The sequence below is a fragment of the Micromonospora sp. NPDC005305 genome, from assembly GCF_040607315.1.
In the GTDB taxonomy this organism is placed as follows: Bacteria; Actinomycetota; Actinomycetes; order Mycobacteriales; family Micromonosporaceae; genus Micromonospora.
This window is the reverse complement of sequence record NZ_JBEXGL010000003.1, coordinates 253,923-274,047: the sequence shown is the minus strand read 5'-3', so window position 1 is coordinate 274,047 and position 20,125 is coordinate 253,923. Positions and strand designations below refer to the sequence as shown.

24 protein-coding genes are annotated in these 20,125 nt (G+C 74.5%); 11 read left to right on the top strand and 13 right to left on the bottom strand.

Going from position 1 to position 20,125, the window contains the following annotated elements:
• Positions 1-7 precede the first annotated feature (7 nt).
• Positions 8-697, top strand: a complete 690-nt coding sequence (locus ABZS80_RS07280) for a hypothetical protein (protein ID WP_355054908.1) — start codon at positions 8-10, stop codon at positions 695-697.
• Here ABZS80_RS07280 and ABZS80_RS07275 read toward each other — a convergent pair.
• Positions 687-1,553, bottom strand: coding sequence for a hypothetical protein (locus ABZS80_RS07275; RefSeq protein WP_355054907.1), 867 nt, complete (start codon positions 1,551-1,553; stop codon positions 687-689). The genes ABZS80_RS07280 and ABZS80_RS07275 overlap by 11 nt on opposite strands.
• Positions 1,554-1,679: 126 nt before the next feature.
• On the opposite strand from ABZS80_RS07275, the gene ABZS80_RS07270 reads away from it, so the two are divergent.
• Entirely contained in the window at positions 1,680-2,129 is a 450-nt protein-coding gene (locus ABZS80_RS07270) for a VOC family protein (protein ID WP_355054906.1), read from the top strand.
• A gap of 39 nt (positions 2,130-2,168) precedes the next feature.
• Here ABZS80_RS07270 and ABZS80_RS07265 read toward each other — a convergent pair whose 3' ends face one another.
• Positions 2,169-3,131: an N-acetylmuramoyl-L-alanine amidase gene (locus ABZS80_RS07265; protein WP_355054905.1), complete on the bottom strand. Its 963-nt coding sequence runs from the start codon at positions 3,129-3,131 to the stop codon at positions 2,169-2,171.
• Complete coding sequence (locus ABZS80_RS07260) at positions 3,131-3,304, bottom strand: hypothetical protein (protein ID WP_355054904.1); 174 nt, start codon at positions 3,302-3,304, stop codon at positions 3,131-3,133. The genes ABZS80_RS07265 and ABZS80_RS07260 overlap by 1 nt, the downstream gene beginning before the upstream one ends.
• A gap of 170 nt (positions 3,305-3,474) precedes the next feature.
• On the opposite strand from ABZS80_RS07260, the gene ABZS80_RS07255 reads away from it, so the two are divergent.
• On the top strand, positions 3,475-5,049 hold the full coding sequence (locus tag ABZS80_RS07255; protein ID WP_355054903.1) for an FMN-binding glutamate synthase family protein: 1,575 nt from the start codon (positions 3,475-3,477) through the stop codon (positions 5,047-5,049).
• A 10-nt stretch (positions 5,050-5,059) separates the two neighbouring features.
• On the opposite strand, the gene ABZS80_RS07250 is transcribed toward ABZS80_RS07255, so the two are convergent.
• Positions 5,060-5,677 carry a VOC family protein gene (locus ABZS80_RS07250; protein WP_355054902.1) on the bottom strand — a complete coding sequence of 206 codons (618 nt, stop codon included), beginning with the start codon at positions 5,675-5,677 and terminating at the stop codon, positions 5,060-5,062.
• A gap of 192 nt (positions 5,678-5,869) precedes the next feature.
• Here ABZS80_RS07250 and ABZS80_RS07245 point away from each other — a divergent pair, with 192 nt between their 5' ends.
• Positions 5,870-8,119 (top strand): hypothetical protein, encoded by a 2,250-nt coding sequence (locus ABZS80_RS07245; protein WP_355054901.1) that lies wholly within the window; start codon positions 5,870-5,872, stop codon positions 8,117-8,119.
• Positions 8,120-8,143: 24 nt separating this feature from the next.
• Here ABZS80_RS07245 and ABZS80_RS07240 read toward each other — a convergent pair whose 3' ends face one another.
• The gene (locus ABZS80_RS07240; protein WP_355054900.1) at positions 8,144-9,142 is read right to left on the bottom strand and encodes a YafY family protein; all 999 of its coding nucleotides are present in this window, start codon (positions 9,140-9,142) and stop codon (positions 8,144-8,146) included.
• A 99-nt stretch (positions 9,143-9,241) separates the two neighbouring features.
• Here ABZS80_RS07240 and ABZS80_RS07235 point away from each other — a divergent pair, with 99 nt between their 5' ends.
• The gene (locus ABZS80_RS07235) at positions 9,242-9,703 is read left to right on the top strand and encodes a VOC family protein (RefSeq protein WP_355054899.1); all 462 of its coding nucleotides are present in this window, start codon (positions 9,242-9,244) and stop codon (positions 9,701-9,703) included.
• 22 nt (positions 9,704-9,725) lie between these two features.
• On the opposite strand, the gene ABZS80_RS07230 is transcribed toward ABZS80_RS07235, so the two are convergent.
• The 6 genes from ABZS80_RS07230 to ABZS80_RS07205 form a co-directional block, all read right to left on the bottom strand.
• Positions 9,726-10,337 carry a dihydrofolate reductase family protein gene (locus ABZS80_RS07230; protein ID WP_151462682.1) on the bottom strand — a complete coding sequence of 204 codons (612 nt, stop codon included), beginning with the start codon at positions 10,335-10,337 and terminating at the stop codon, positions 9,726-9,728.
• Between the two features lie 95 nt (positions 10,338-10,432).
• Positions 10,433-11,023, bottom strand: coding sequence for an NAD(P)H-dependent oxidoreductase (locus ABZS80_RS07225; RefSeq protein ID WP_151462683.1), 591 nt, complete (start codon positions 11,021-11,023; stop codon positions 10,433-10,435).
• Positions 11,024-11,153: 130 nt separating this feature from the next.
• Positions 11,154-11,597: an SRPBCC domain-containing protein gene (locus tag ABZS80_RS07220; protein ID WP_355054898.1), complete on the bottom strand. Its 444-nt coding sequence runs from the start codon at positions 11,595-11,597 to the stop codon at positions 11,154-11,156.
• A gap of 21 nt (positions 11,598-11,618) precedes the next feature.
• Positions 11,619-11,969 carry a metalloregulator ArsR/SmtB family transcription factor gene (locus ABZS80_RS07215; protein ID WP_355054897.1) on the bottom strand — a complete coding sequence of 117 codons (351 nt, stop codon included), beginning with the start codon at positions 11,967-11,969 and terminating at the stop codon, positions 11,619-11,621.
• Positions 11,966-12,427: an SRPBCC family protein gene (locus ABZS80_RS07210; RefSeq protein WP_355054896.1), complete on the bottom strand. Its 462-nt coding sequence runs from the start codon at positions 12,425-12,427 to the stop codon at positions 11,966-11,968. Before ABZS80_RS07210 ends, ABZS80_RS07215 begins: the two co-directional genes overlap by 4 nt.
• 52 nt (positions 12,428-12,479) lie before the next feature.
• Positions 12,480-13,058 (bottom strand): hypothetical protein, encoded by a 579-nt coding sequence (locus ABZS80_RS07205; protein WP_355054895.1) that lies wholly within the window; start codon positions 13,056-13,058, stop codon positions 12,480-12,482.
• A gap of 244 nt (positions 13,059-13,302) precedes the next feature.
• Between ABZS80_RS07205 and ABZS80_RS07200 the strand changes: the two genes are divergently transcribed.
• Entirely contained in the window at positions 13,303-15,531 is a 2,229-nt protein-coding gene (locus tag ABZS80_RS07200) for a hypothetical protein (RefSeq protein WP_355054894.1), read from the top strand.
• Positions 15,532-15,545: 14 nt separating this feature from the next.
• Here the strand turns inward: ABZS80_RS07200 and ABZS80_RS07195 are convergent, their stop codons facing one another.
• Entirely contained in the window at positions 15,546-16,064 is a 519-nt protein-coding gene (locus ABZS80_RS07195; protein WP_355054893.1) for a hypothetical protein, read from the bottom strand.
• Positions 16,065-16,124: 60 nt separating this feature from the next.
• On the opposite strand from ABZS80_RS07195, the gene ABZS80_RS07190 reads away from it, so the two are divergent.
• The 4 genes from ABZS80_RS07190 to ABZS80_RS07175 all read left to right on the top strand — a co-directional run bounded on the left by ABZS80_RS07190 (position 16,125) and on the right by ABZS80_RS07175 (position 17,847).
• The gene (locus tag ABZS80_RS07190) at positions 16,125-16,250 is read left to right on the top strand and encodes a hypothetical protein (RefSeq protein WP_355054892.1); all 126 of its coding nucleotides are present in this window, start codon (positions 16,125-16,127) and stop codon (positions 16,248-16,250) included.
• Positions 16,251-16,281: 31 nt separating this feature from the next.
• Positions 16,282-16,605: a metalloregulator ArsR/SmtB family transcription factor gene (locus ABZS80_RS07185; protein ID WP_192579628.1), complete on the top strand. Its 324-nt coding sequence runs from the start codon at positions 16,282-16,284 to the stop codon at positions 16,603-16,605.
• On the top strand, positions 16,602-17,081 hold the full coding sequence (locus ABZS80_RS07180) for an SRPBCC family protein (RefSeq protein WP_355054891.1): 480 nt from the start codon (positions 16,602-16,604) through the stop codon (positions 17,079-17,081). The genes ABZS80_RS07185 and ABZS80_RS07180 overlap by 4 nt, the downstream gene beginning before the upstream one ends.
• A 352-nt stretch (positions 17,082-17,433) precedes the next feature.
• Entirely contained in the window at positions 17,434-17,847 is a 414-nt protein-coding gene (locus ABZS80_RS07175) for an alpha/beta fold hydrolase (protein ID WP_355054890.1), read from the top strand.
• Between the two features lie 37 nt (positions 17,848-17,884).
• Here ABZS80_RS07175 and ABZS80_RS07170 read toward each other — a convergent pair whose 3' ends face one another.
• Positions 17,885-18,979 carry a nucleotide disphospho-sugar-binding domain-containing protein gene (locus tag ABZS80_RS07170; RefSeq protein WP_355054889.1) on the bottom strand — a complete coding sequence of 365 codons (1,095 nt, stop codon included), beginning with the start codon at positions 18,977-18,979 and terminating at the stop codon, positions 17,885-17,887.
• A gap of 75 nt (positions 18,980-19,054) precedes the next feature.
• On the opposite strand from ABZS80_RS07170, the gene ddaH reads away from it, so the two are divergent.
• Positions 19,055-19,825: a dimethylargininase gene (gene ddaH / locus ABZS80_RS07165; RefSeq protein WP_355054888.1), complete on the top strand. Its 771-nt coding sequence runs from the start codon at positions 19,055-19,057 to the stop codon at positions 19,823-19,825.
• The last annotated feature ends 300 nt before the right edge of the window (positions 19,826-20,125 follow it).

Genomic DNA, 20,125 nt, shown 5'->3' with positions numbered 1-20,125 from the left:
GGTGCGTATGTCCTCTGTTGACGCGGCGCGGCGGTGGCGGCAGATCCTGTCCGAGCTGCGGCGCGACCTGCCGGGAGAATGGTCCATCCGGGGCGGTGGCCTCGACACGGTGCTGGCGCGCGAGCCGGTCGGCTGGTCGCTGTCGTGGATCGGCTGGTCCGGGTCGCCCACCCGGCCCGCGGGCTGGGTGACCGCCGGGGTGCAGCCGCTCGTGGCGCCCTTCACCAGCTGGATCATGACGTACGGCGTCCGGATGGACGAGGTCGGCTCGGGGCCGCCGACGGTCGACCTGTCCTCCGGCGAGGCGGTGGACCAGGTGCGGCGGTTCGTGCTGGGCGCCGGCCTGGAGAAGATCGACAAGTGGCCGGCCGAGCGGCTCGCCGACGTGGCCGAGCGGGATTTCGCCCAGGATCCGCGCCGTCGCCGCACGCACTGGCACCAGGTGCCCGGCTGGCGGGTGGTCAACGGCACGGCGTCCCCCGTCGAGCCGGCGACGCAGCTCGCCGAGCTGTGCCGGGAGCGGGTCGCCGGGTCCTCCGGCACGGGCGCGCGGCAGCTGGCGGAGCAGGCCGCGTTCCACGAGGGGCTGCTGCGGGCCTGGCAGGACGGGGAGCGGGACGCCGCGCTCCGATTCCTGACCGCGCAACGGGATCAGGCGCTGGCCGCCCGGAAGCTCGACGCGGCGCTCACCCCGTAGGTCGGTCCAGCCGCGCCACGACGGGCGCCAGGGACTCGGGCATCCGCACCTGCACGACCCCTCCGGGCTCCGCCGGCACGACCCGGACCGGGTGGAACTCCCCGGCGTGCCACCAGAAGACCTGGTCGGTGCAGGGGTCGGCGGCGGCCGTGAACATGGTGCCGGCCAGGCGGTGCAGCGCCACGGCGGCCTCGCGCACCCGGTTGTCCACCGGGTGCAGCAGCACCGCGCCGTACCGTGGCGCCGCGACCAGCGCGCCGTGGTCGGCGCCCTCGGGCAGGAACCGCTTGACCGACATGAGGGCGGTCGTCACGAAGGGGTTGCCGTCGGCGGCGAGCAGGCGCACGGACCCGCCGGTGGGCAGCTCGTGGTCGCGCACGTCGAGGGTGGTCAGTTCGCGCTCCACGGTCTGTCGTACGGCGACGCGCACCAGCTCCGCGGGCTCGCGGTCCAGTCGCGCGGCCTGGGCGAGGGTCAGCAGGTCCAGCCGCTCGGGCCGGTTCACCACCACCACCGCGGTGAAGTGGTCGCCGAACGGCACGGCCAGATAGCTGTCGGCCTCCGTGGTCGCGGCCGCCGGGGTGAGGCGGAGCCGGAGCTGCTCGACGTCGACCGGCCCGAGATCGGCGGAGACATGGTCCGGCAGCTCCCGGCGTACCGCCGTGACCCAGTCGGCCACCAGCTCGGGCCACGCCTGCCGGGGCTGGTCGAGACAGCTGCGCAGCAGCGGGGCCAGGGACACCCGGGCCCGGCCGCCGGGGACGGCCACGACGATCTCGTCGCGGTCCGCCGCGACGCGGGCGCCGGGCAGTCGAGCGGGCAGCGCGTCCTCGACCAGGGTGCGGACGTTGCCCATCGGGTCTACGTTCTGCGACGACGCCACGCTGCATTCATACCATCGGCCCGCGAACCGCGGCGAACCCCGGAGCCGGGTGTGGCCCGCGAGCGCCCGGGTAACCGGCGGGCCGAGGGAGGGGGCGTCGTGACGGATGAGGCACCGGACTACTTCCAGCCCGAACACGGCCTGGTCGTCACCCACCTGCTGATCGTGCGGGACGTGGACCGCTCGCGGGAGTTCTACCGCGACGTCCTGGGCGCCACGGTGGTGCGGGACCGGCGGCCCGCGGTGCTCCGCCTGCACAACAGCTACCTCGTGCTCAACGACGAGGGTGGCCCGACCGACGACAAGCCGACGGTGACGGCGCGGGCGCCGACCGGTTCGGACACGCTCAGCGGGGCCCTCAACATCCGGGTCACCGACGTCCGGGCCGTCTACGAGCTGTGGCGTTCGCGGGGCGGCGAGTTCCTGACCGAACCGAAGGACCACGGCGTGGAGATCCGGTGCTACCTGCGCGACCCCGACGGATACCTGATCGAGCTGGGCCAGGGCACCGGGATCCTGACCGAGATGGGCCGGCCCGTGCCGCGCTGACCCCGGCCGGGCCTCCGCCGGCCGGGGCCCGGTGGACGGTCAGACCCGGGTGAGCCGGACGGCGTCGGCGATGACGAGGCCTGCGGCCGTGGTCCACCGGCTCACCGCCACCCGGTTGGCGTCCCCGGCGGGCAGGGCGAAGGTGCCGAGGGTACGCCACTGGCCGCCGGTCGCCCGCTGGTCGACCGAGACGGTCCGGTTGCCGGTCGTGGTGGCGATGATGTACGGCGCGGCGCTGTTGTAGCCGGCGTTGGCCGGCCACCAGGCGTCCACGCGGTAGTTGCCGGCGGCCGGGACGTTGAACCGGTACCAGGCCGGGTCGCTGGCGGCGACCGGGTCGGCGTAGCGGTAGTCCGCGCCGTAGCGCTGCCCCGAGAAGGACGAGACGCCCCAGCTCGCGCTGGCGGTGAAGCGCCCGGCGGTGGCGTTGTCCACGATCGAGGACCACGCCGGGGCGCCGCCCATCTTCGCCGCGACGTCGGCGCGCATCACGTTCAGGTCGATGAAGGACGGGTCGATCTTGCCGGTGGTGCTGGTCTCCCGGTGCCCGCGCGCATAGCTGGCGTCCCGGCCCAGCCGGGTGAGGACGGCCGCGGTGGCGGCGACGGAGGCGGCGTACTGGGCCGCGGTCATCTCCTGGTTGACCCCGTTGTAGTCGATCTCCCAGCCGATCAGCATGGTGTTGCCGTCACCGGCCGGGATCGGTCCGCTGCCGCCGCTGGCGCCGGCGTGGTTGCAGCGCCCGGCCGAGATCACGTGGAACACGCCGTGGTAGTCGACGAGCGCCTGGCAGAGCGGGCCGGCCAGGTCGGGCCGGCCGTTGATGCAGATGTTGAGCGCGGGGTGGGGATTGGTCGCGCTGGAGGTGGATGCCGTGTGGTGCCACAGCACCCCGATCGGGTCGAAGGACCCGGGGCGCATCCGGTTGAGCCAGTCGCCCTCGACGACGACCTGCACCCCGGCCCCCCGCAGCACGTCCACGAGCCAGGGGATGGTGGCCATCAGGACTCCCCGAGCAGGTCGGCCAGGCACTCCGGCGTGGGCGCGGCGGACCGCGCGGTCGGTGCGGCGGCCGCCGCGCCGGGTCGGGTGACGACGGCCAGCGCGGCGGTCACCAGGGCGGGGATGCCGAGCAGTCCTCGGCGCCGCAGGCGGACGGTTCGTGGCGTGGGCATGGCACTCCTTCAGCGACCGTCGGGGAACGTTGGCGCGGAGGCTATACCGTCATGAGCGTCTATGTCGATACCCTTCAGGAACGTTCGTCCGACTGAAGAAAATTGGCAACGGTGCCCGGGCCGCGGACGCTCCCCGTTTGGCCGGCGGCGATCCCGGAAAGAGTGGCGGCATGAGCTGGGCCCGTAGAGCCGTACCCGCCGCCGTCGCCGCCGTCGCGGCCCTCGCCGCACGCGACCTGCTGCAGCGCGACCACGCGCTGCTGCGCAACTTCCCCGTCCTCGGCCGCGCGCGGTACCTGCTGGAGTCGATCGGGCCCGAGCTGCGCCAGTACATCGTGGCCGGCAACAACGAGGAGCGGCCGTTCACCCGCGACCAGCGCCGCTGGGTGTACGCGTCGGCGAAGCAGGAGAACAACTACTTCGGGTTCGGCACGGACAACGACATCGAGTACACCCCGGGCTACCCGATCATCAAGCACCGCACCTTCGGGCGGGCGGTGCCGCCGTCCTCCCCCGGCGCCGCGCACGACGTGACCCTCCCCTGCGCCAAGGTGCTCGGCGGCGCCCGGGGTCGGGCCCGCGCGTTCCGCCCGGAGTCGGTGGTCAACATCTCCGGCATGAGCTTCGGCTCGCTCTCCGGCAACGCCGTCGAGGCGCTCAACCGGGGCGCCGCGCTGGCCGGCTGCCTCCAGAACACCGGCGAGGGCGGGCTGTCGCCGTACCACCGCAACGGTGGTGACCTGGTCTTCCAGATCGGCACCGCGTATTTCGGCTGCCGCGACGAGCGCGGCCGGTTCGACCTGGCCCGGCTCCGGGACCTGGTGGCCGGCGCACCGGTCCGGGCGCTGGAGATCAAGCTCAGCCAGGGCGCGAAGCCGAGCCTCGGCGGGCTGCTGCCGGCCGCGAAGGTCTCCGCCGAGATCTCCGCCACCCGGGGCATCCCCGCGGGCCGGGACTGCGTCAGCCCGTCCCGGCACGCCGAGTTCTCCGACTGCGACAGCCTGCTGGACTGGGTGGAGCTGCTCGCCGCCGAGACCGGCCTGCCGGTCGGCATCAAGTCCGCCGTCGGCGACCTGGGCTTCTGGGAGGAGCTGACCGCGCTGATGCGCGACACCGGCCGCGGCGTGGACTTCGTGACCGTCGACGGCGGCGAGGGCGGCACGGGCGCCGCGCCGCTGATCTTCACCGACTCGGTGTCGCTGCCGTTCCAGCAGGGCTTCTCGCGGGTCTACCGGATCTTCGCCGAACGGGACCTGCACGAGCAGGTGGTCTTCGTCGGCGGCGGCAAGCTCGGGCTGCCGGACAACGCCGTGGTGGCCTTCGCGCTCGGCGCGGACATGGTGAACGTCGGCCGGGAGGCCATGCTGGCGATCGGCTGCATCCAGGCGCAGAAGTGCCACACCGACACCTGCCCCACCGGCGTGGCGACCCAGAACCCGTGGCTCGCCCGGGGCCTCGACCCGGCCCGCAAGTCGGTGCGGGCGGCCAACTACGTCCGGACGCTGCGGCGCGACCTGGTCAAGGTCGCCGAGGCGTGCGGCGTCGAGCATCCCGGGCTGATCGACACGGCCGCCGTCGAGATCCTCGACGGCCGCACCGCCTCCACCCCGCTGGACCAGGTGTACGGGTACCGCCCGGGCTGGGGACTGCCGTCCGCCGCCGACCGCTCCGAGATCATCCGGTTGATGACCGCCGAGGCGCCGCAGGGCGGCAGCGCGCCGCCCTCCCCGACCGCCGTGGGCTGATCAGGAGCGGTCAGGTGGGTAGGTCCTCGCCCGCCTGCTCGCGCACCAGGTAAGCCGCGTACCAGTCGGGCCAGTTCTCGTCGGTCGCGCCGATGCGCTTCTCGTGCTCGCCGTGCGCGGCGGCGGCACGGCGCAGCGCGCCGGCCAGGTCGGTGGCGGAGGTGTACGAGGTCTTGTCCGCCGCCATCCGCCCGGGCAACCGGGTGGTGATCTCCTGGAGCAGCCAGTCGTTGCCGTCGGGATCGGTGAACGAGGCGCGGGAGACGTAGCTGCGGCGCTCCGGGTCCCGGCCACCGACCGGGCCGCTCGGGCCCACGTGGAAGACCCCGCTCACGTCGACGCCGGCGGCGACCAGGTCGCTGCGGGCGGCCTCGATGTCGGACACCACGAGGTAGCCCTTCGCCGACCCCGGGGCGGCGGCCGTGAGGGTCGGGCCGAACTGGATCGAGCACCCCGAGCCCGGCGGCGTGAACTGGACGATGCCCGGCGGCGTCCGGTCGAGCCGCCAGCCGAGGCGCCCGTAGAACTCCTTCGCGCGGTCGACGTCCGACACCGGGAGGACGACCACCTCGAGCTTCAGGTCCATGGTGCCGCTCGCGTCGTCGCTCCGGGCGTCCGTCGTGCTCATCGCGGCCTCCCTGGGCTGGTCGGGCGGCGGGCCTCCGCCCGCCACGTTACTGCCCCCGCACCTGCCGGCCGCCCGGTTTCCCGGCATCCCGCCGCCTCGTCCGCGCCGCCCTTGATCGGGCGCGGAACGGGTAGACCGCACCCGCGGGCGCGCGCGTCGCCGCCCGGCTCGGGTCGCTGCGACGGGAGATCGATGTCGGACACGCCGATGGGCGCGGACGAACGGCCGGTCGAGGTCGTGGAGCTGCGGGTGCACGGCGTCTCGGGCGCGGGCGCCGAGCAGGTGCTGGACCGGCCGAACGTGCGGCAGGTCGCCGGTGACCGCAGCGGCGGCTTCTACCGGCCACGGGCCGGCTACCCGGACACGACCGGGCCGGGCGGTGTGCTGCTGGAGGCGTACCTGTGGCGGGACCTTCCCGCCGGCAAGGCGGTCCGCACGCTGTCCCTGGTGTTCCTGCTGCCGTTCATGCTCGGCAACATGGCGATCTGGATGCACCCGCCCGGCGCCGGGCTGGCCGCCGTGACCGTGAAGGCGCTCTGCCGGCTGCTCGCGCTGACGCTCACCTCGGTGTACGTGATCGCGGTGGCCGGGGTGACGCTGGACCTGATCGCCTGGAAGTGCATGGGCTCGCCGCAGTGCCTGACCGGCCGGAACTGGCTGTCCTGGCTCGGCGGGCGGCCGGCCGGGCTGCGGCTGGCGGTGCTCGCCCTCTTCCCGATCGCGGCGGTGGCCCTGGTCTGGCGGCTGAGCAGCCGGCCGGGATGGACGTACTCGACGTTCCGCGGCCCGGCCACGGTGTCCGGCGAGCACCAGCTCACGGCGGTCGGGCAGTGGGACGCCGCGCCGCTGGTGTCCCGGCTGCGGGCGATCCACGTCGCCGCGGCCTTCGCCACGCTGGACGCCGTCCTGCTCGTCGCGCGCTCGGCCGGGGGGCGGGCGTCGGTCGTGACCGCCGTGCTGCTGGGGCTGACCGCGGCGGTGCTGGCCGCGTGCGTGGTGCTGGTCTGCGCCCACCCGCTGCTGGACCGCACCACGCCCGCCCCGGGCGTCGAACGGAACCTGCGCCTCCTGCGGACCACGGCGTGCCTGCTCACCGGCGCCGTCGTGGTCGTCGTGGCGGCCGAGCCCGGACCCTGGGCCGCCGGGACGGGCCTGCCCGGGTACGGGGAGATCGTCACCCTCCTCTTCGCCACGCAGACCGTCCTCCTGGTCGTCCTCGGGGCGGCCGTGCTGTGGGCGCGTCCCCGGCTGCCGGGCGGGTCACGCCTGCGTGCGCTCGGCGCCCCGGTCATCGACGCCGTCGCCGCCGGGCTGGCGGTGGCGTACTCCGCCGAACTGGTCTACCGGGTGGCGGACCTGCTGGACCGCAGCGCGCCCACCTCCGCGCGGCTGGCCACCAGCCCGCCGCTCGCGTACAAGTGGGCGATCTTCGGTTTCTTCCTGGCCGTGACGGTCGCCGCGGCGGCCGGCGTCGTCGTGGCGCTGGCGTCCCGGCCCGCCCGCCGGCGGGCCGCCGCGGGCATCGTGGCCCGCGACCACCCCGACGCGCCGGCCGAGGCCGCCGAGCGGCTGCGGCAGACCGAGAAGGTCATCGCGCGGGCCCGCTTCACCGAGCGGGTGACCCCGCTGGTCCTCACCTACGCCGCTCTCGCCGGGCTCGGGCTGGCCACCAGCACGCTCGGCCTGGCCCGGTGGTATCCCGGGGACGTCATCGACCGCTGGGCGCCGATCCCGGCCGACCTGGTGAACTTCGGGATCGGGCTGGGCAGCTACGTGATCGCCGCGGCGATCCTGGGGCTGGTCCTGGGCGGCCTGTTCGCCTACCGCACCCCCGAGTTCCGCCGCTACGTCGGGGTGCTGTGGGACCTCGGCACCTTCTGGCCCCGGGCGGCGCACCCGTTCGCGCCGCCCTGTTACGCCGAGCGGGCGGTGCCCGAACTCAGCCGCCGCATCAGCTACCTGACCGGGCAGGGGCAGAGCGTGCTGCTCGCCGGGCACAGCCACGGCTCGGTCCTGCTCGCCGCGACGGTGCTGCAACTGCCGCCGGAGGTCTGCGCGCGGGTGGCGCTGCTGACGTCCGGGTCGCCGCTGTCCCGGCTGTACGCCCACTGGTTCCCCGCCTACGTCCACGCCGACGTGCTGGACGAGATCGGCCGGCGGATCGGCTGGCGGTGGATCAACCTGTGGCGGGACACCGACTCCATCGGCGGCTGGGTGTTCTCCCCCCACCGGCCCGGGGACCCGCCGGCCGTCGGCGGGCCGGCGGGGGCGGTGGACCGGCGGCTGCGGGACCCCCGGGACGTGGTCGCCCCGCCCAGTGACACCGTCCCGCCGCCGATCGTCCGGCACCTGCCCGGCGCGTCGGATCCGCGGCACAACGAGGCCGTCCGCGAACTGGCCGACCGGCTGCGGGCCACCGGCCCCCGCCCGCCGGCCGGTTGACCAGCGCCGGGTCGGCGTACCGGCTCACGACGCCGCCGGGCCGGGCGCCGGCGCGGTCGTCGCACCGGCCGCCAGCAGCCGCTCCGCCAGGGCGCGACAGCGCCCCCGCAGCTCCGGAGGGTCGAGCACCTCGAAGCCGTGGCCCAGCAGCAGCACGTGCATGAGCACGAAGTCGAGGCTGCCGGCGCCGCTGAGCACCTCGCAGCGCCCGCCGTCGCGCTCCCGCACCACGGCCGCCGACGCCGGGATCTGCGCGCGTACCGTGTCGGCCGGCGCGTGCACGAGGAAGCGCGCCCGGTGCGGGTAGGCCCGGCTCGCCACCCCCTCCTGCACGTGCGTCGCCGCGTCGGGCGCCACACGCGGGCGGAAGCGCCAGCTCCGGGCGGACACGTCGGTCATCCGGTCGATCCGGAAGCTGCGCCAGTCGCCGCGGTCGAGGTCGTAGGCGAGGAGGTACCAGCGCCGGTCGGAGGCGACCAGGCGGTACGGCTCGACCCGCCGCCGTCGCACCTCGCTCCCGGACGGGTAGTCGAAGCCGGCCTCGACCTCGTCCCGGCATGCTCTGGCCAGCGTCATGAGCGCCTCGGGGTCGGCCGGTGGGCGGCCCCCGCCGAAGGACTCCACCGAGCCGGCGAGCGCGCGCACGTCGTGCCGCAGGCGGGTGGGCAGCACCCGGTCGAGCTTGGCCAGCGCCCGGAGTGCGGCGTCGGCCGCCCCGGCGACCGCGCCGCCGGCGCCGGCGAGCAGCGAGACGGCGGTGGCGATCGCCTCCTCGTCGTCGAGGAGCAGCGGCGGCAGGGCCCGCCCGGGGCCGAGCCGGTAGCCGCCGCCGACGCCCTGGCCGGCGTGCACCGGATAGCCGAGCGTGCGCAGCCGCTCGACGTCCCGCCGGATCGTCCGCGACGTGACCCCGAGCCGGTCGGCGAGCTCGGGACCGGTCCAGACCTGGCGCTGCTGGAGCAGCCCGAGCAGGGTGAGCACGCGCTCCGTCGTGCCCCGCTCGTCGCCGCCCGCCACGCCCATGCCGCCATCCTGTCCGAGATAGCGGACCGATCCTGTCCGCCAGGGGTGTCAGAGTAGGCGACATCGGCACCGGCAGACCGCGACGAACGGAGCAACCCGATGAGCCGCCACTTCCAGGTCACCTTCGACGCCCACGACCCGCGGGCGCTGTCGTCCTTCTGGCGGGACGCGCTGGGCTACGTCCACCCCGGCCCGCCCGGAGTCGACCTGCCCGAGGGCGCCGACCCCCTCGCCGCGTGGGACGACTTCCTGGCCCGGGTCGGCGTGCCGGAGGCGCAGCGCAACACGCGGTCGGCCATCGAGGACCCGGACGGGCACGGGCCCCGGCTGTTCTTCCAGCAGGTGCCGGAGGACAAGGTCGCCAAGAACCGCGTCCACCTCGACGTCCGTGCCGCTCCCGGGCTGCAGGGCGAGGAGCGGATGGCGGCGCTGGAGGCCGAGTGCGACCGGCTCGTCGCGCTGGGCGCGAAGCGGGTGCGCCGCTACGAGCCCGAACCCCCGCTGGGCGCCGGCCACATCGTGCTGACCGACCCCGAGGGCAACGAGTTCTGCCTGGACTGACCGCCGCCCCCGGCCCGGTGCCCTAGGTGGCGAGGTTGCCGTAGGTCGGCCGTCCCGCGGCCTCGTACGTCAGTTGCAGCGTGCCGTTGGGATGGCCGACCGACTCGGTGAGCCGGAACGCCGCCGGCATGGTGCCGTCGGCGAACAGCCGCTTGCCGGCGCCCAGCGTCAGCGGGTAGAGCCAGAGGTGCAGCCGGTCCACGACGCGCAGGCGCAGCAACGACTGCACGAGGTCGAGGCTGCCGATCACGTGGAGCGCGTCGTGGCGGTCCGTCAGCTCGGCGACGTTCTCGGCGAGGTCACCGCCGAGCAGCGTCGAGCCCTCCCAGCCCAGCGGCTCCTGCAGCGTGCGGCTCGCCACGTACTTGGGCACCCGGTTGAGCAGCCCGGTGAACGGGATCTCCGCGGGCGCCGTCGGCCAGTAGCCGGCGAAGATGTCGTAGGTCCGGCGGCCCAGCAGCAGCGCGTCCATGCCCCTGGCCTGCGCGAACATGGCCTCGCCGGTTTCGTGGTCCACCAGCGGCGCCTGCCACCCGCCGTGGGTGAAGCCGCCGGCGCGGTCCTCCTCGGGCTGCCCCGGCGCCTGCGCGACCCCGTCCAGCGTCACGAACTCCGTCACGACCAGCTTGCCCATGGGACGCTCTCCCCTCTCGCTCCGTGATCCGTCCCTCGGCAGACTCCGGCACCGGCCGGGACTCATCGGTCGGGCCGGTGGAACCGGTCCGGCCGCTACGCGTGGGACTGCGGGGTGGCCATCGTCGTGCCCGACCGCAGGGTCGCCAGGGCGCCGCTCCAGGCCACCAACTGGTCGAGCATCATGTTCACCGCGCCGACCTGGTGCTCGCTGGGCTTGAAGACGCTGAAGTTCTCGAAGTCGGTGAAGAGGGAGAGCGCGACCTGGGCCCGCACGTCCGCCATCTGCAGCTCGGCGACCACCAGGCGGAGATGCTCCACGGCCCGGGTGCCGCCGACGCTGCCGTAACTGACGAACCCGGCCGCCTTGTTGTTCCACTCGGCGTAGAGGAAGTCGATCGCGTTCTTCAGGGCGCCGGAGGTGGAGTGGTTGTACTCCGGCGTGACGAACACGTAGCCGTCGTACGAGGCGATCTTCTCGGCCCACCGCAGGGTGTGCGGCTGGGTGTACTGGCCGAGCGACGGGGGCGCCATCTCGTCGAGGTGGGGCAGGTTGAAGTCCTTGATGTCGACGAGTTCGTAGTGGGCGTCGTCGCGCTGGGCGGCGATCTCGTGGACCCACCGGGCCACGGTCTCCCCGTTCCGACCGGGACGCGTGCTGCCGATGATGATGCCGATCCTGGTCATGGCCGTTCCTTCCGTCCGTCCGCCCGGCGACAGCGGGCGCGGCCGGCGTGTACCCGGTTGGCCTGGTTTCGAACGGCGTCACCGACGGCACGGTCGCCCCTGGTCGGTCACGGGGAGGCGGCGACCCGCCTCAGTGCCAGTCGCTGATCTGCGTGTCCCGCGGCGACGGTGCGCCCGCACCGGTCTCCACCAGCGACTTCAGGCTCATCAGGTACGAGCCCCACTTGGTGCTGCAGTGGTGCATGAACTCCACCGGCTCCCGCCAGCCCCGGTGCGCGAACAGCACGATCGTGTAGTCGCCGTCCTGGCGGAGCTCCCAGTCGACCGTGGTCCCGATCCACTCCTCGGGACCGTCGACCACCCGCCAGGCCACGCGCTCGGCGGGCCGCAGCTCGACGACCTCCATGTCGAAGCCGCCGGGCAGGAACCGGAACTCCAGGACGCCGCCGACCTCGCCACTGCCCTTCGTGTCGTCGGTCCACCAGCCGGCGAGGCCCTCCACGGTCGTCAGCGCGTCGTACACCTTGTCCGGGGTCGGGCTCTTGACCCCCACCCGGTGCAGAATGTCCACCATCTCGACTCCCTCTTCCTCTTGTCAGTCCGTCCGGTTGCGCTGGATCGTCTCGGCGATCCGCTTGATCCGCCGCAGCCGGGCGTCCCACGCCGACCCGACCGACGACAGCTGGGCCACCGCGCGGGCGAGCTGCGCGTCGTTCACCCGGTAGCGCTTCTCGCGGCCGGCCGGCGTCCCCCGGACCAGGCCGACCCGGTCCAGGACGCCGAGGTGCTTGGCCACCGCCTGCCGGGTGACCGGCATCTGCTGGCTGAGCGTGGTCGCGGTGCCGTCACCCTCGACGAGCAGCAGGTCGAGCATCCGGCGCCGGGTCGGGTCACCGATGGCGGACCAGAGCTCGTCGTCGACCTGCTCCAGGACCCCGGTGCTCATGCCCGCACTCGCAGCGTCGCGGCATACGGCGCCAGCCGCGGCAGGAAGAAGTCCCAGCCCGTGACGTGCTCCCGGTACTGCTGCTCCAGCACGGCCAGCTCCCAGCCCAGCTCGCGGAAGCCGGTCTCGGTCATCCTGAGCAGCGTCCCGGCGCCCGACGGGGTCAGGTCGAAGGTGACCAGCAGCGAGTTGCCCTCCGCCGCCACCTCGCCGGCCGGGTGGGTCCACCGGAACGAGAACGTCCGCGGCGGTCGCGCGTCGACGACGGTGAACGGCACGGCCGTCCCGCCGGCGTCGCGGTCGCCGAAGACGATCTCTCCCGTCGACCCGGGTGTCGGGTCGTACCGGGCGTCGTCCGGCCACCACTGGCTGAGGTGGTCGGGGCTGCTCACCACCTCGAAGACGATCTCGGGCGACGCCTCGACGTAGATCTCGCGCTCGATGGTCCCGAACTCCATGACACCCTCCTGCAACGTTTGGTTGCGCATGACGCTACCCGGAAGGCAGGTATCACGCAACCACTGGTTGCGCTTCGAGGTCAGCGGGCGGCCATGGGGGCCCGGCCAGCCGCTCGCCGGCGTCGGGGTTCCCGGCGAGCACGCTCGCCTCGGCACGCAGCGCCACGTACCAGTGCAGCCAGATCCAGGTGACCCACTCCCAGACGTCGCCGGGCTCGGGGACCAGCCGTTCCCACGCCTCCCCGGCCCGCCCCTGATGGAGCAGGAGCATGGCGTCGAAGACCGCGCCGTAGCCGTAGACGTGCTCCGGCGGGGTGCCCAGCCGTCGCAGGACCGCGTCCCACTCGCGCCGGGCGTCGTGGTCGTCGCGCAGGCCGTGGATCATCGCCACACCGGCCACGGCCGGGCCGAGGACCGACCGGGCGGGGCTGCCGGCCCGCTGCCACGCCTCCAGGAACCGGGCGCTGCCGGTCAGGACCTCGTCGACGTTGCCGGCGAACGCGTCGGCCACCAGCAGCCAGCTCGTGGCACGGTGGCCGACCTCGGCGAGCAACGGATGATCCGCGAGCTGCCGGGCCCACCGGCGGGCGCCCGGCAGGTCCCCGGCGCCGAGGCCGGCCTCGGTGGCCATGCCGAGCGCGTCGATCAGCTCGTGGGTGCCGGCCGGGGTGCCCGCTCCGGCGACGCGCTACGACCCGCCGGCACGGTGACCGGGACCGCGCCGGGCGGGTCCGGAGGGCCCGCGGCGGGCCGGCCCGGAGTTGACGCCGTGACGCGGTTGTGCCCGGCCGGGCGGGGTAGACCGCCCCGAGCGGCGGGGCCCTCCTCGGCCGGGTTCACCCGGTCTGGCCCCCAGGAGACGACTCGGGGGGCCCATGTCGGACGCGGCAGCGCGGGGCGGGCCGGCGGCGGCCGGCGACGTCGTCGAGCTGCGGGTGCACGGGGCCTCCCGGGCGAGCGCCGGCCAGGTCCTCGACCTGGCGCAGATCGAGCAGGTCGCGGGCGACCGCAGCGGGGGCTTCTACCGGCCCGCCCGCCGCAAGCCCGGCGCCGGCGGGGCCGGGCGGGTGACGCTGGAGGCGTACCGCTGGGGTGACCTGCCCGCCGGGACCGTGGCCCGGACCCTGTCGCTGGTGTTCCTGCTGCCGTTCATGCTGGTCAACGTGGCGATCTGGATGCGTCCGCCGGGCCGCGGCTCCGAGGTGACGGTCCGGTCGCTGTGCCGGTTGCTGGGGCTCACGCTCACCGCGCTGTACGTGCTCGCGTGCGCCGGCGTGGCACTGGACCTGATCGCGTGGAAGTGCACGGCGTCGCCGCACTGCCTGACCGGGCGCAGTTGGTTGTCCTGGCTGGGTGGGCGGCCGGTCGGGCTGCGGCTGGCGGTGCTGGCGCTGGTGCCGGCCGCCGCCGTCGGCCTGCTTTGGCGGGCCAGTACCCGCCCGGGGCGGGTGTTCGAGGCGTTCCGGGCTCCCGAGGCCGACGTGTCCGCCCATCAGCTCGGCACGGTCGGCCGGTGGGACGCCGAGCCGCTGGTGGGCCGGCTGCGCTCCATCCACGTCGCGGCGGCGTTCGCGACGCTCGACGTCACGCTGCTCGCCGCCCGGGCCGCATCCGGCGCCTCGGCCGGCACCGTGGCGCTGGCGGTCGTCACCGGGGCGGTCCTGGTCACCTGCGCCGTCCTGCTCTGCACGCCGCCGCTGATCGACCGGGCCGCCACGGACCGACGACTCGACCGGATCACCAGCACGCTGCGGACCATCGCCCTGGTGCTGACCGTCGTCGTCACGGCGCACGTCCTGACCGCCCCGGCGCCCTGGCGGGCGGGGGGTGGCCTGCCCGGCTACGACGCGATCCTCACCTGGCTGTTCGTCACCCAGACGGCGCTGCTGGCCACCCTGGGCGCCGTGCTGCTGTGTCGCCGGGACCGAGGGTCGGGCGGCACCCCGCTGCTCGGGCTGGGAGCGCTGGCGATGGCGGCCGCGGCGATCAGCCTGGCGGTGGCATACTCCGCCGAGCTGGTCTACCGGGTGGCGGACTTCCTGGACCGCGACGCGCCGACGGGGGCGGCCATCACCGCCGGACCGTCGCGGGCGTACACCTGGGCGATCTTCGGCTTCTTCCGGGCCGTGCTGATCACCCTGGTCGTGGCGGGCCTGGTGACCCTGTTCTCCCGGCCGGGCCGGCTCCGTGCCGCGGCGGCGGCCGTCGCCCGCGACCATCCCGACCCGCCGCCGGAGGCCGGACCGCGGCTGCGGCAGGTGCGGAAGGCGGTGGCCCGGGCGCGGTTCACCGAGATTCTGATACCGCTGGCCGTGGTCTACGCCTGCCTCGCCGGGATCGGCACGGCCACCACCACACTCGGCCGGGTGGAGCTGTGGCCGGGTGACGTCATCGAACGGTACGCGGGGGTGCCGGCCGACCTGGTCACCTTCGCCATCGCGTTCGGCAGCTGGGTGATCGCGGCGATCATCCTCGGCCTGGTGCTCGGCGCGATCTTCGCCTACCGGACCGTCGAGTTCAGGCGTCACGTCGGCATCCTGTGGGACCTCGGCACGTTCTGGCCCCGGGCCGCCCACCCGTTCGCGCCGCCCTGCTACGCCGAGCGCGCCGTGCCGGAGCTGGCGCGGCGCATCACCTTCCTGGTCGAGTCCGGCAACGCCGTGCTGCTCACCGGCCACAGCCACGGCTCGGTCCTGGCCGCCGCCACGGTGCTCCAGTTGCCCCCGGGGATCAGCCGCCGAGTCGCGCTGCTCACCTACGGGTCACCGCTGCGCCGCCTCTACGCCCGGCTCTTCCCCGCCTATGTCGACGACGAGGCGCTGCACGAGATCGGCGCGCGGGTCGGCTGGCGGTGGGTGAACCTCTGGCGCGCGACCGACCCCGTCGGCGGCTGGATCTTCTCCGGCGGCCCGCCGGCCGCGCCGGCCGCGGCGGTGGACCGCCGGCTGCGGGATCCGGCCGCCGTGGTGGCGCCGCCGGGCGACAGCGTCCCGCCGCCGATCCAGGGGCACCGGCCTGCCGAGTCCGAGCAGCCGTTCACCGAGGCGGCGCGCGAGCTGGTCGCGCGCCTCCGCGAGCCGCCCGCCCCGGACGCCGTCGACTGACGGCCCCGGCCGGGTCAGTGGCTGGCCCGCATCCAGTCCCGGTAGTGCGTGGGCGCCAGGTGCGCGTCGGGGCCCGCGGTCAGCACGTCGCCGTCGACCACCGCGAACATGCCGGCTGTGTCGTCGACGACGACGTTCCGGTCGTCCCCCTGTGCGGCCAGGGTGACCCTCCCGAGGTCGTCGAGGGTGAAGACGTCCGGGCCGGCGACGTTGCGGATGCCGTTGAGCGGCGCGCCGGTGGCGACGTCGACGACCGCGTCGACGACGTCCGCGGCGGCCATCGGCTGGATGCGGGTGGCGGGCAGGCGAACCGTGGTGTCGTCGGAGGTCCAGGACAGGACCGCGTTCACGAATTCGAAGAACTGGGTGGCCCGCACGATCGAGTACGGCGTCGGCCCCTGCCGGAGCAGGTCCTCCTGGAGGGTCTTGGCACGGTAGTAGTCGAGCTGGGGCACCTGGTCCACCCCGACGATCGAGAGGACCACCTGGTGCCGGGCGCCGGCGCGCTCCCCGGCGGCCAGCAGGTTGTTCATGGAGGTGCGGAAGAAGTCGAGCGAGGCCTCGTCGAAGGTCGGCGAGTTGGCGACGTTGCGATGGCCGGCGCCGACGCCGCCTGGCGCGACGCCCTCCGGGCCGTCTCCGTCGCGGACCTCGCCCGCGACGTCGACGACGACTACGGCCCCACCGCGCTCGCCGGCATCCGCGACTGGCTGTCTTGACTCCCCCTTCGGTAAGCCGTAGCTTACGTTCGTGGCTACTTACCAAAGGGGCGACGGGTGGGACGCGCTGGGTGACCCCACCCGGCGTGCCATCGTCGCCTGCCTGGCCGAGCGGCCCCGTGCGGTCGGCGAACTCGCCGACGAGCTGCCGATCAGCCGGCCGGCGGTGTCCCAGCACCTCAAGGTCCTCAAGGACGCCGGGCTGGTCACCGACCAGGCGGCCGGCACCCGCCGGGTCTACCGGCTCAACCCGGCGGGCGTGGCCGCGCTACGGGACCAGCTCGACACGTTCTGGCACCGCGCGTTGGACAGCTACCGCGACGCCGTCGACCAACCGACCGAGGAGACCCCATGACCGAGACAACAGCCCCGGCGGTCCGCCGGCAGATCGTCGTCGAGGCGCCGCTGGAACGGGCGTTCACCGTGTTCACCGAGCGGTTCGGTGACTTCAAGCCGCCGGAGCACAACCTGCTCGGCGCGGCGATCGCGGAAACTGTGTTCGAGCCCAAGGTGGGCGGCCACATCTACGACCGGGGCGTCGACGGGAGCGAGTGCCGCTGGGCGCGCGTGCTCGCCTACGAGCCGCCGGACCGGGTGGTGTTCAGCTGGGACATCAGCCCCCAGTGGCAGGTCGAGACCGACCCGGACAACACCAGCGAGGTCGAGGTGCGCTTCGTGGCCGAGACCCCGCACCGCACCCGGGTCGAACTGGAACACCGCCACCTCGACCGGCACGGCCCGGGCTGGCAGTCCGTCCGCGACGGCGTGGGCCACGACGAGGGATGGCCGCTCTACCTCACCCGGTACGCCGCCCTGTTCACCGACCGCTGACCGCGCGTGCGGGGACGCGACCGCCCGGGAGCGTCCCCGCGCCGTCACCGGACGACCGGCCCACCCTGACCATCCATGCCGGGCAACCGTTCCTGATCCCGCCCGGAGTCGTCCACAACGCCCGGAACATCACAGCCGACGTCACCACCATGATGCTCTCGACGTACCTGGTCGACGAGACGCAGCCGTTGGTGACGGGGTGCGACTGACGGACCGTCGATCGAAAGGACTGATCCATGACCGGCACCTCCGCGCGTCCCGGGATGCCCACGGTCGTCCTGGTGCACGGCGCCTTCGCGGACAGCTCCAGCTGGAACGGCGTGGTGGAGCGGTTGACCGCCGCGGGCGTCGCATGGACATCGAGGGCGGCTCCAGGGACAGCGTGCTGACCACGGCGCTGCTGCCGCTGCAGTACCCGACCGCCTCGGGCACCGAGACGGAGTTCCTCATCGACCCGGCGAAGTTCCACGACGCGTTCGCCGCCGACGTCGCCGAGAAGGACGCGGCGGTCATGGCGGTCACCCAGCGCCCGGTCTCCTCGCTGGCCTTCGCCACGCCCACGACGAACCCCGCCTGGAGGAAGCTTCCCTCCTGGGCGGCGGTCGCCACCGGCGACCGGGCCGCCGGCAGCGACGCGGTGCTCCGCATGGCCGAGCGCGCCGGCGCGACGATCACCCGGATCGACGCCTCCCACGTCGTCATGGTCACCCAGCCCCAGGCGGTCACCGACGTCATCATGCAGGCGCTCGACGGCGTCTCCCGGTGACCCACCGGGCCGGCATCGCGGCTCGCGCCGGGACCGGTCACCGAAGGAGCGCGGTCAGCTCGGTCACCACGTCGGAGGGCGGCGGCATCGCGGCCATCTCGGCGCGCACCTCGCCCGCCGCCGTCCTGAGCGCCGCGTCGGTGACGAGCCGGGTCAGGACCGCCGGCGTGATCGCCCGGGCTGCCACCCCGAGACCGGCGCCGCGCCGTGCGACCACCTCGGCGTTGTGCCGCCGGTCGCCCGGGCCGGGCACGACGAGCTGCGGCACGCCCGCCGCCAGCGCACCCAGCACGCTGCCCGCCCCGCCGTGGTGCACGCACGCCGTCGCGTAGGGGAGCACCCGGTCCAGCGGCACGCGGCCGACGGCCCGGACGTTCTCCGGCAGCCGCGGCAGCCGGCCGGCCGGCCGGACGAGCACGATGTCGGCGTCCACCGCGGGCGCGGCCGCGATGATCGCCCCGGTCGGGTCGCCGCCGCCCGGTCCGGCGACGGTGCTCCGGCTGACGATGATCCGCGGCCGCTCCCCGGCGCTGAGGAGCCAGGCCGGCACCGCTCCGCCGCCCGAGTAGGGCACCGCACGCATGGGCAGCCCCGGTCTCGGGCCGGTGAGGCTCGGCGGTGACACGGTGACCGTGGCCGCCGGCGCGACGATCCGGTGCCGCCGCATCGGCCCGCTCGCCGCCACGGCCGCGACGAGATCGGCGGCGGGGAACAGGTTGTTCTCCTGCAGGACGGCGGGGACCCCGACGTGCTCGGCGGCGACGCCACCGGCCACGCCCAGCGGCTCGTAGACGATCAGGTCGGGCCGTTCCCGCCGGGCCAGCCCGACCACCGCGTCCACGAACGTGGCGTTGGCGGCGCCGAACAGCTCACCGACGACCGCGGTGCCGGCACGTCCCGCCAGTTCCCGGCGGGCCAGCAGCGGATGTCGCAGCAGCACCCGGCCGGCGATCCGGCCGAAGGCGAACCCCGGCGCGACGTCGTGCGCCGCCAGGCCGCCGAGGTCGGCGGTGAGCGCGTCGCCGCCACTCGCGACCAGCACGTCGTGGCCGGCGTCCCGCCAGGCGAGGGCCAGCGGGAGCAGCGGCAGCAGATGCCCCGGCAGCGGCGCGGAGACGACCAGGACGCGCATGACCCCATTGAAACCGACGACGCGCGCGGCCGTCGCCCCGTGGACGGTGACGGCGGGAGCAGGCAGACTGCTGGCATGACGCGAGGCATCGCCCTGGTCCGGCGACCCGGCGACCGGCTGACCGAGGGCCTGGTCACCCACATCGAGCGCAGCGACGTGGACGTCGCGCGGGCCCGGCGCCAGCACGAGGCGTACCGGGCGGCGCTCGCCGGGGCCGGCTGGCAGGTGCGCGAGGTCGACCCGGCCGACCAGTGCCCCGACTCGGTGTTCGTGGAGGACACCGTCGTGGTCTGCGACGACCTGGCGGTGCTGACGCGGCCGGGCGCGCCGGAGCGCCGTCCGGAGGTCCCCGGCACGGAGAAGGCGGTCCGGGAGGCCGGCCTGGAGGTCGTGCGTATCGAGGCCCCCGGCACGCTGGACGGCGGTGACGTGCTGCAGATCGGCACCACCGTGTACGTGGGCCGGGGCGGCCGCACGAACGCCGAGGGCGTCGCCCAGTTGCGCAGCCACCTGGCGACCCGCGGTCGCACGGTGGTCCCGGTCCCGCTGCGCGAGGTGCTGCATCTCAAGTCGGCCGTGACGGCGCTGCCCGACGGCACCCTCCTCGCGCTGCCGGAGCTGCTCGACGCGACGGCGCTGCGGCAGCCGGTGCGCGCGGTCGACGAGGAGGCCGGCTGTCACGTCGTACCGCTGGGTGGTGACCTCGTGCTGATGGCGGCGTCGGCGCCGCGCACGGCGGCGCTCGTCGCGGACCTCGGCTTCGCGCCGGTCGTCGTCGACATCGACGAGTACGAGAAGCTCGAGGGCTGCGTCACCTGCCTGAGCGTGCTGATCCCCCGCAGCTGACCGAGGGCACCGCGCCGGCACGACAATTGTGACCCAGGTCACTTCGATTGAACTGTCACCCTCCGGCCACGCGATGCGCGCCTCCGCCTCGGCCGTCACCTCGGTCAGGGCGAAACCGCTCGCCCACATCGTGCCCTCGTCCAGCTTCGCCTGGTCGCTCGGCGTGGCCGGCACCGATCACTGTGGTCACAGCCTCACCCGGCCGGGGCACGCGGCGCCTCCGTGCTGAGCACGGCAACCACCACGGACACCGGGTCGGTGTGCCCGCCGGCAACCGGGGAGACCGGCACCGGCGCGGCG

Coding starts and splice junctions, on each gene's coding strand:
- ABZS80_RS07280 (WP_355054908.1), top strand. CDS start 8: ATGTCCTCTGTTGACGCGGCGCGGCGGTGGCGGCAGATCCTGTCCGAG.
- ABZS80_RS07275 (WP_355054907.1), bottom strand. CDS start 1,553: ATGGGCAACGTCCGCACCCTGGTCGAGGACGCGCTGCCCGCTCGACTG.
- ABZS80_RS07265 (WP_355054905.1), bottom strand. CDS start 3,131: ATGGCCACCATCCCCTGGCTCGTGGACGTGCTGCGGGGGGCCGGGGTG.
- ABZS80_RS07260 (WP_355054904.1), bottom strand. CDS start 3,304: ATGCCCACGCCACGAACCGTCCGCCTGCGGCGCCGAGGACTGCTCGGC.
- ABZS80_RS07255 (WP_355054903.1), top strand. CDS start 3,475: ATGAGCTGGGCCCGTAGAGCCGTACCCGCCGCCGTCGCCGCCGTCGCG.
- ABZS80_RS07250 (WP_355054902.1), bottom strand. CDS start 5,677: ATGAGCACGACGGACGCCCGGAGCGACGACGCGAGCGGCACCATGGAC.
- ABZS80_RS07245 (WP_355054901.1), top strand. CDS start 5,870: ATGTCGGACACGCCGATGGGCGCGGACGAACGGCCGGTCGAGGTCGTG.
- ABZS80_RS07240 (WP_355054900.1), bottom strand. CDS start 9,142: ATGGGCGTGGCGGGCGGCGACGAGCGGGGCACGACGGAGCGCGTGCTC.
- ABZS80_RS07235 (WP_355054899.1), top strand. CDS start 9,242: ATGAGCCGCCACTTCCAGGTCACCTTCGACGCCCACGACCCGCGGGCG.
- ABZS80_RS07230 (WP_151462682.1), bottom strand. CDS start 10,337: ATGGGCAAGCTGGTCGTGACGGAGTTCGTGACGCTGGACGGGGTCGCG.
- ABZS80_RS07225 (WP_151462683.1), bottom strand. CDS start 11,023: ATGACCAGGATCGGCATCATCATCGGCAGCACGCGTCCCGGTCGGAAC.
- ABZS80_RS07220 (WP_355054898.1), bottom strand. CDS start 11,597: ATGGTGGACATTCTGCACCGGGTGGGGGTCAAGAGCCCGACCCCGGAC.
- ABZS80_RS07215 (WP_355054897.1), bottom strand. CDS start 11,969: ATGAGCACCGGGGTCCTGGAGCAGGTCGACGACGAGCTCTGGTCCGCC.
- ABZS80_RS07210 (WP_355054896.1), bottom strand. CDS start 12,427: ATGGAGTTCGGGACCATCGAGCGCGAGATCTACGTCGAGGCGTCGCCC.
- ABZS80_RS07205 (WP_355054895.1), bottom strand. CDS start 13,058: ATGGCCACCGAGGCCGGCCTCGGCGCCGGGGACCTGCCGGGCGCCCGC.
- ABZS80_RS07200 (WP_355054894.1), top strand. CDS start 13,303: ATGTCGGACGCGGCAGCGCGGGGCGGGCCGGCGGCGGCCGGCGACGTC.
- ABZS80_RS07195 (WP_355054893.1), bottom strand. CDS start 16,064: ATGAACAACCTGCTGGCCGCCGGGGAGCGCGCCGGCGCCCGGCACCAG.
- ABZS80_RS07190 (WP_355054892.1), top strand. CDS start 16,125: ATGGCCGGCGCCGACGCCGCCTGGCGCGACGCCCTCCGGGCCGTCTCC.
- ABZS80_RS07180 (WP_355054891.1), top strand. CDS start 16,602: ATGACCGAGACAACAGCCCCGGCGGTCCGCCGGCAGATCGTCGTCGAG.
- ABZS80_RS07175 (WP_355054890.1), top strand. CDS start 17,434: ATGGACATCGAGGGCGGCTCCAGGGACAGCGTGCTGACCACGGCGCTG.
- ABZS80_RS07170 (WP_355054889.1), bottom strand. CDS start 18,979: ATGCGCGTCCTGGTCGTCTCCGCGCCGCTGCCGGGGCATCTGCTGCCG.
- ddaH (WP_355054888.1), top strand. CDS start 19,055: ATGACGCGAGGCATCGCCCTGGTCCGGCGACCCGGCGACCGGCTGACC.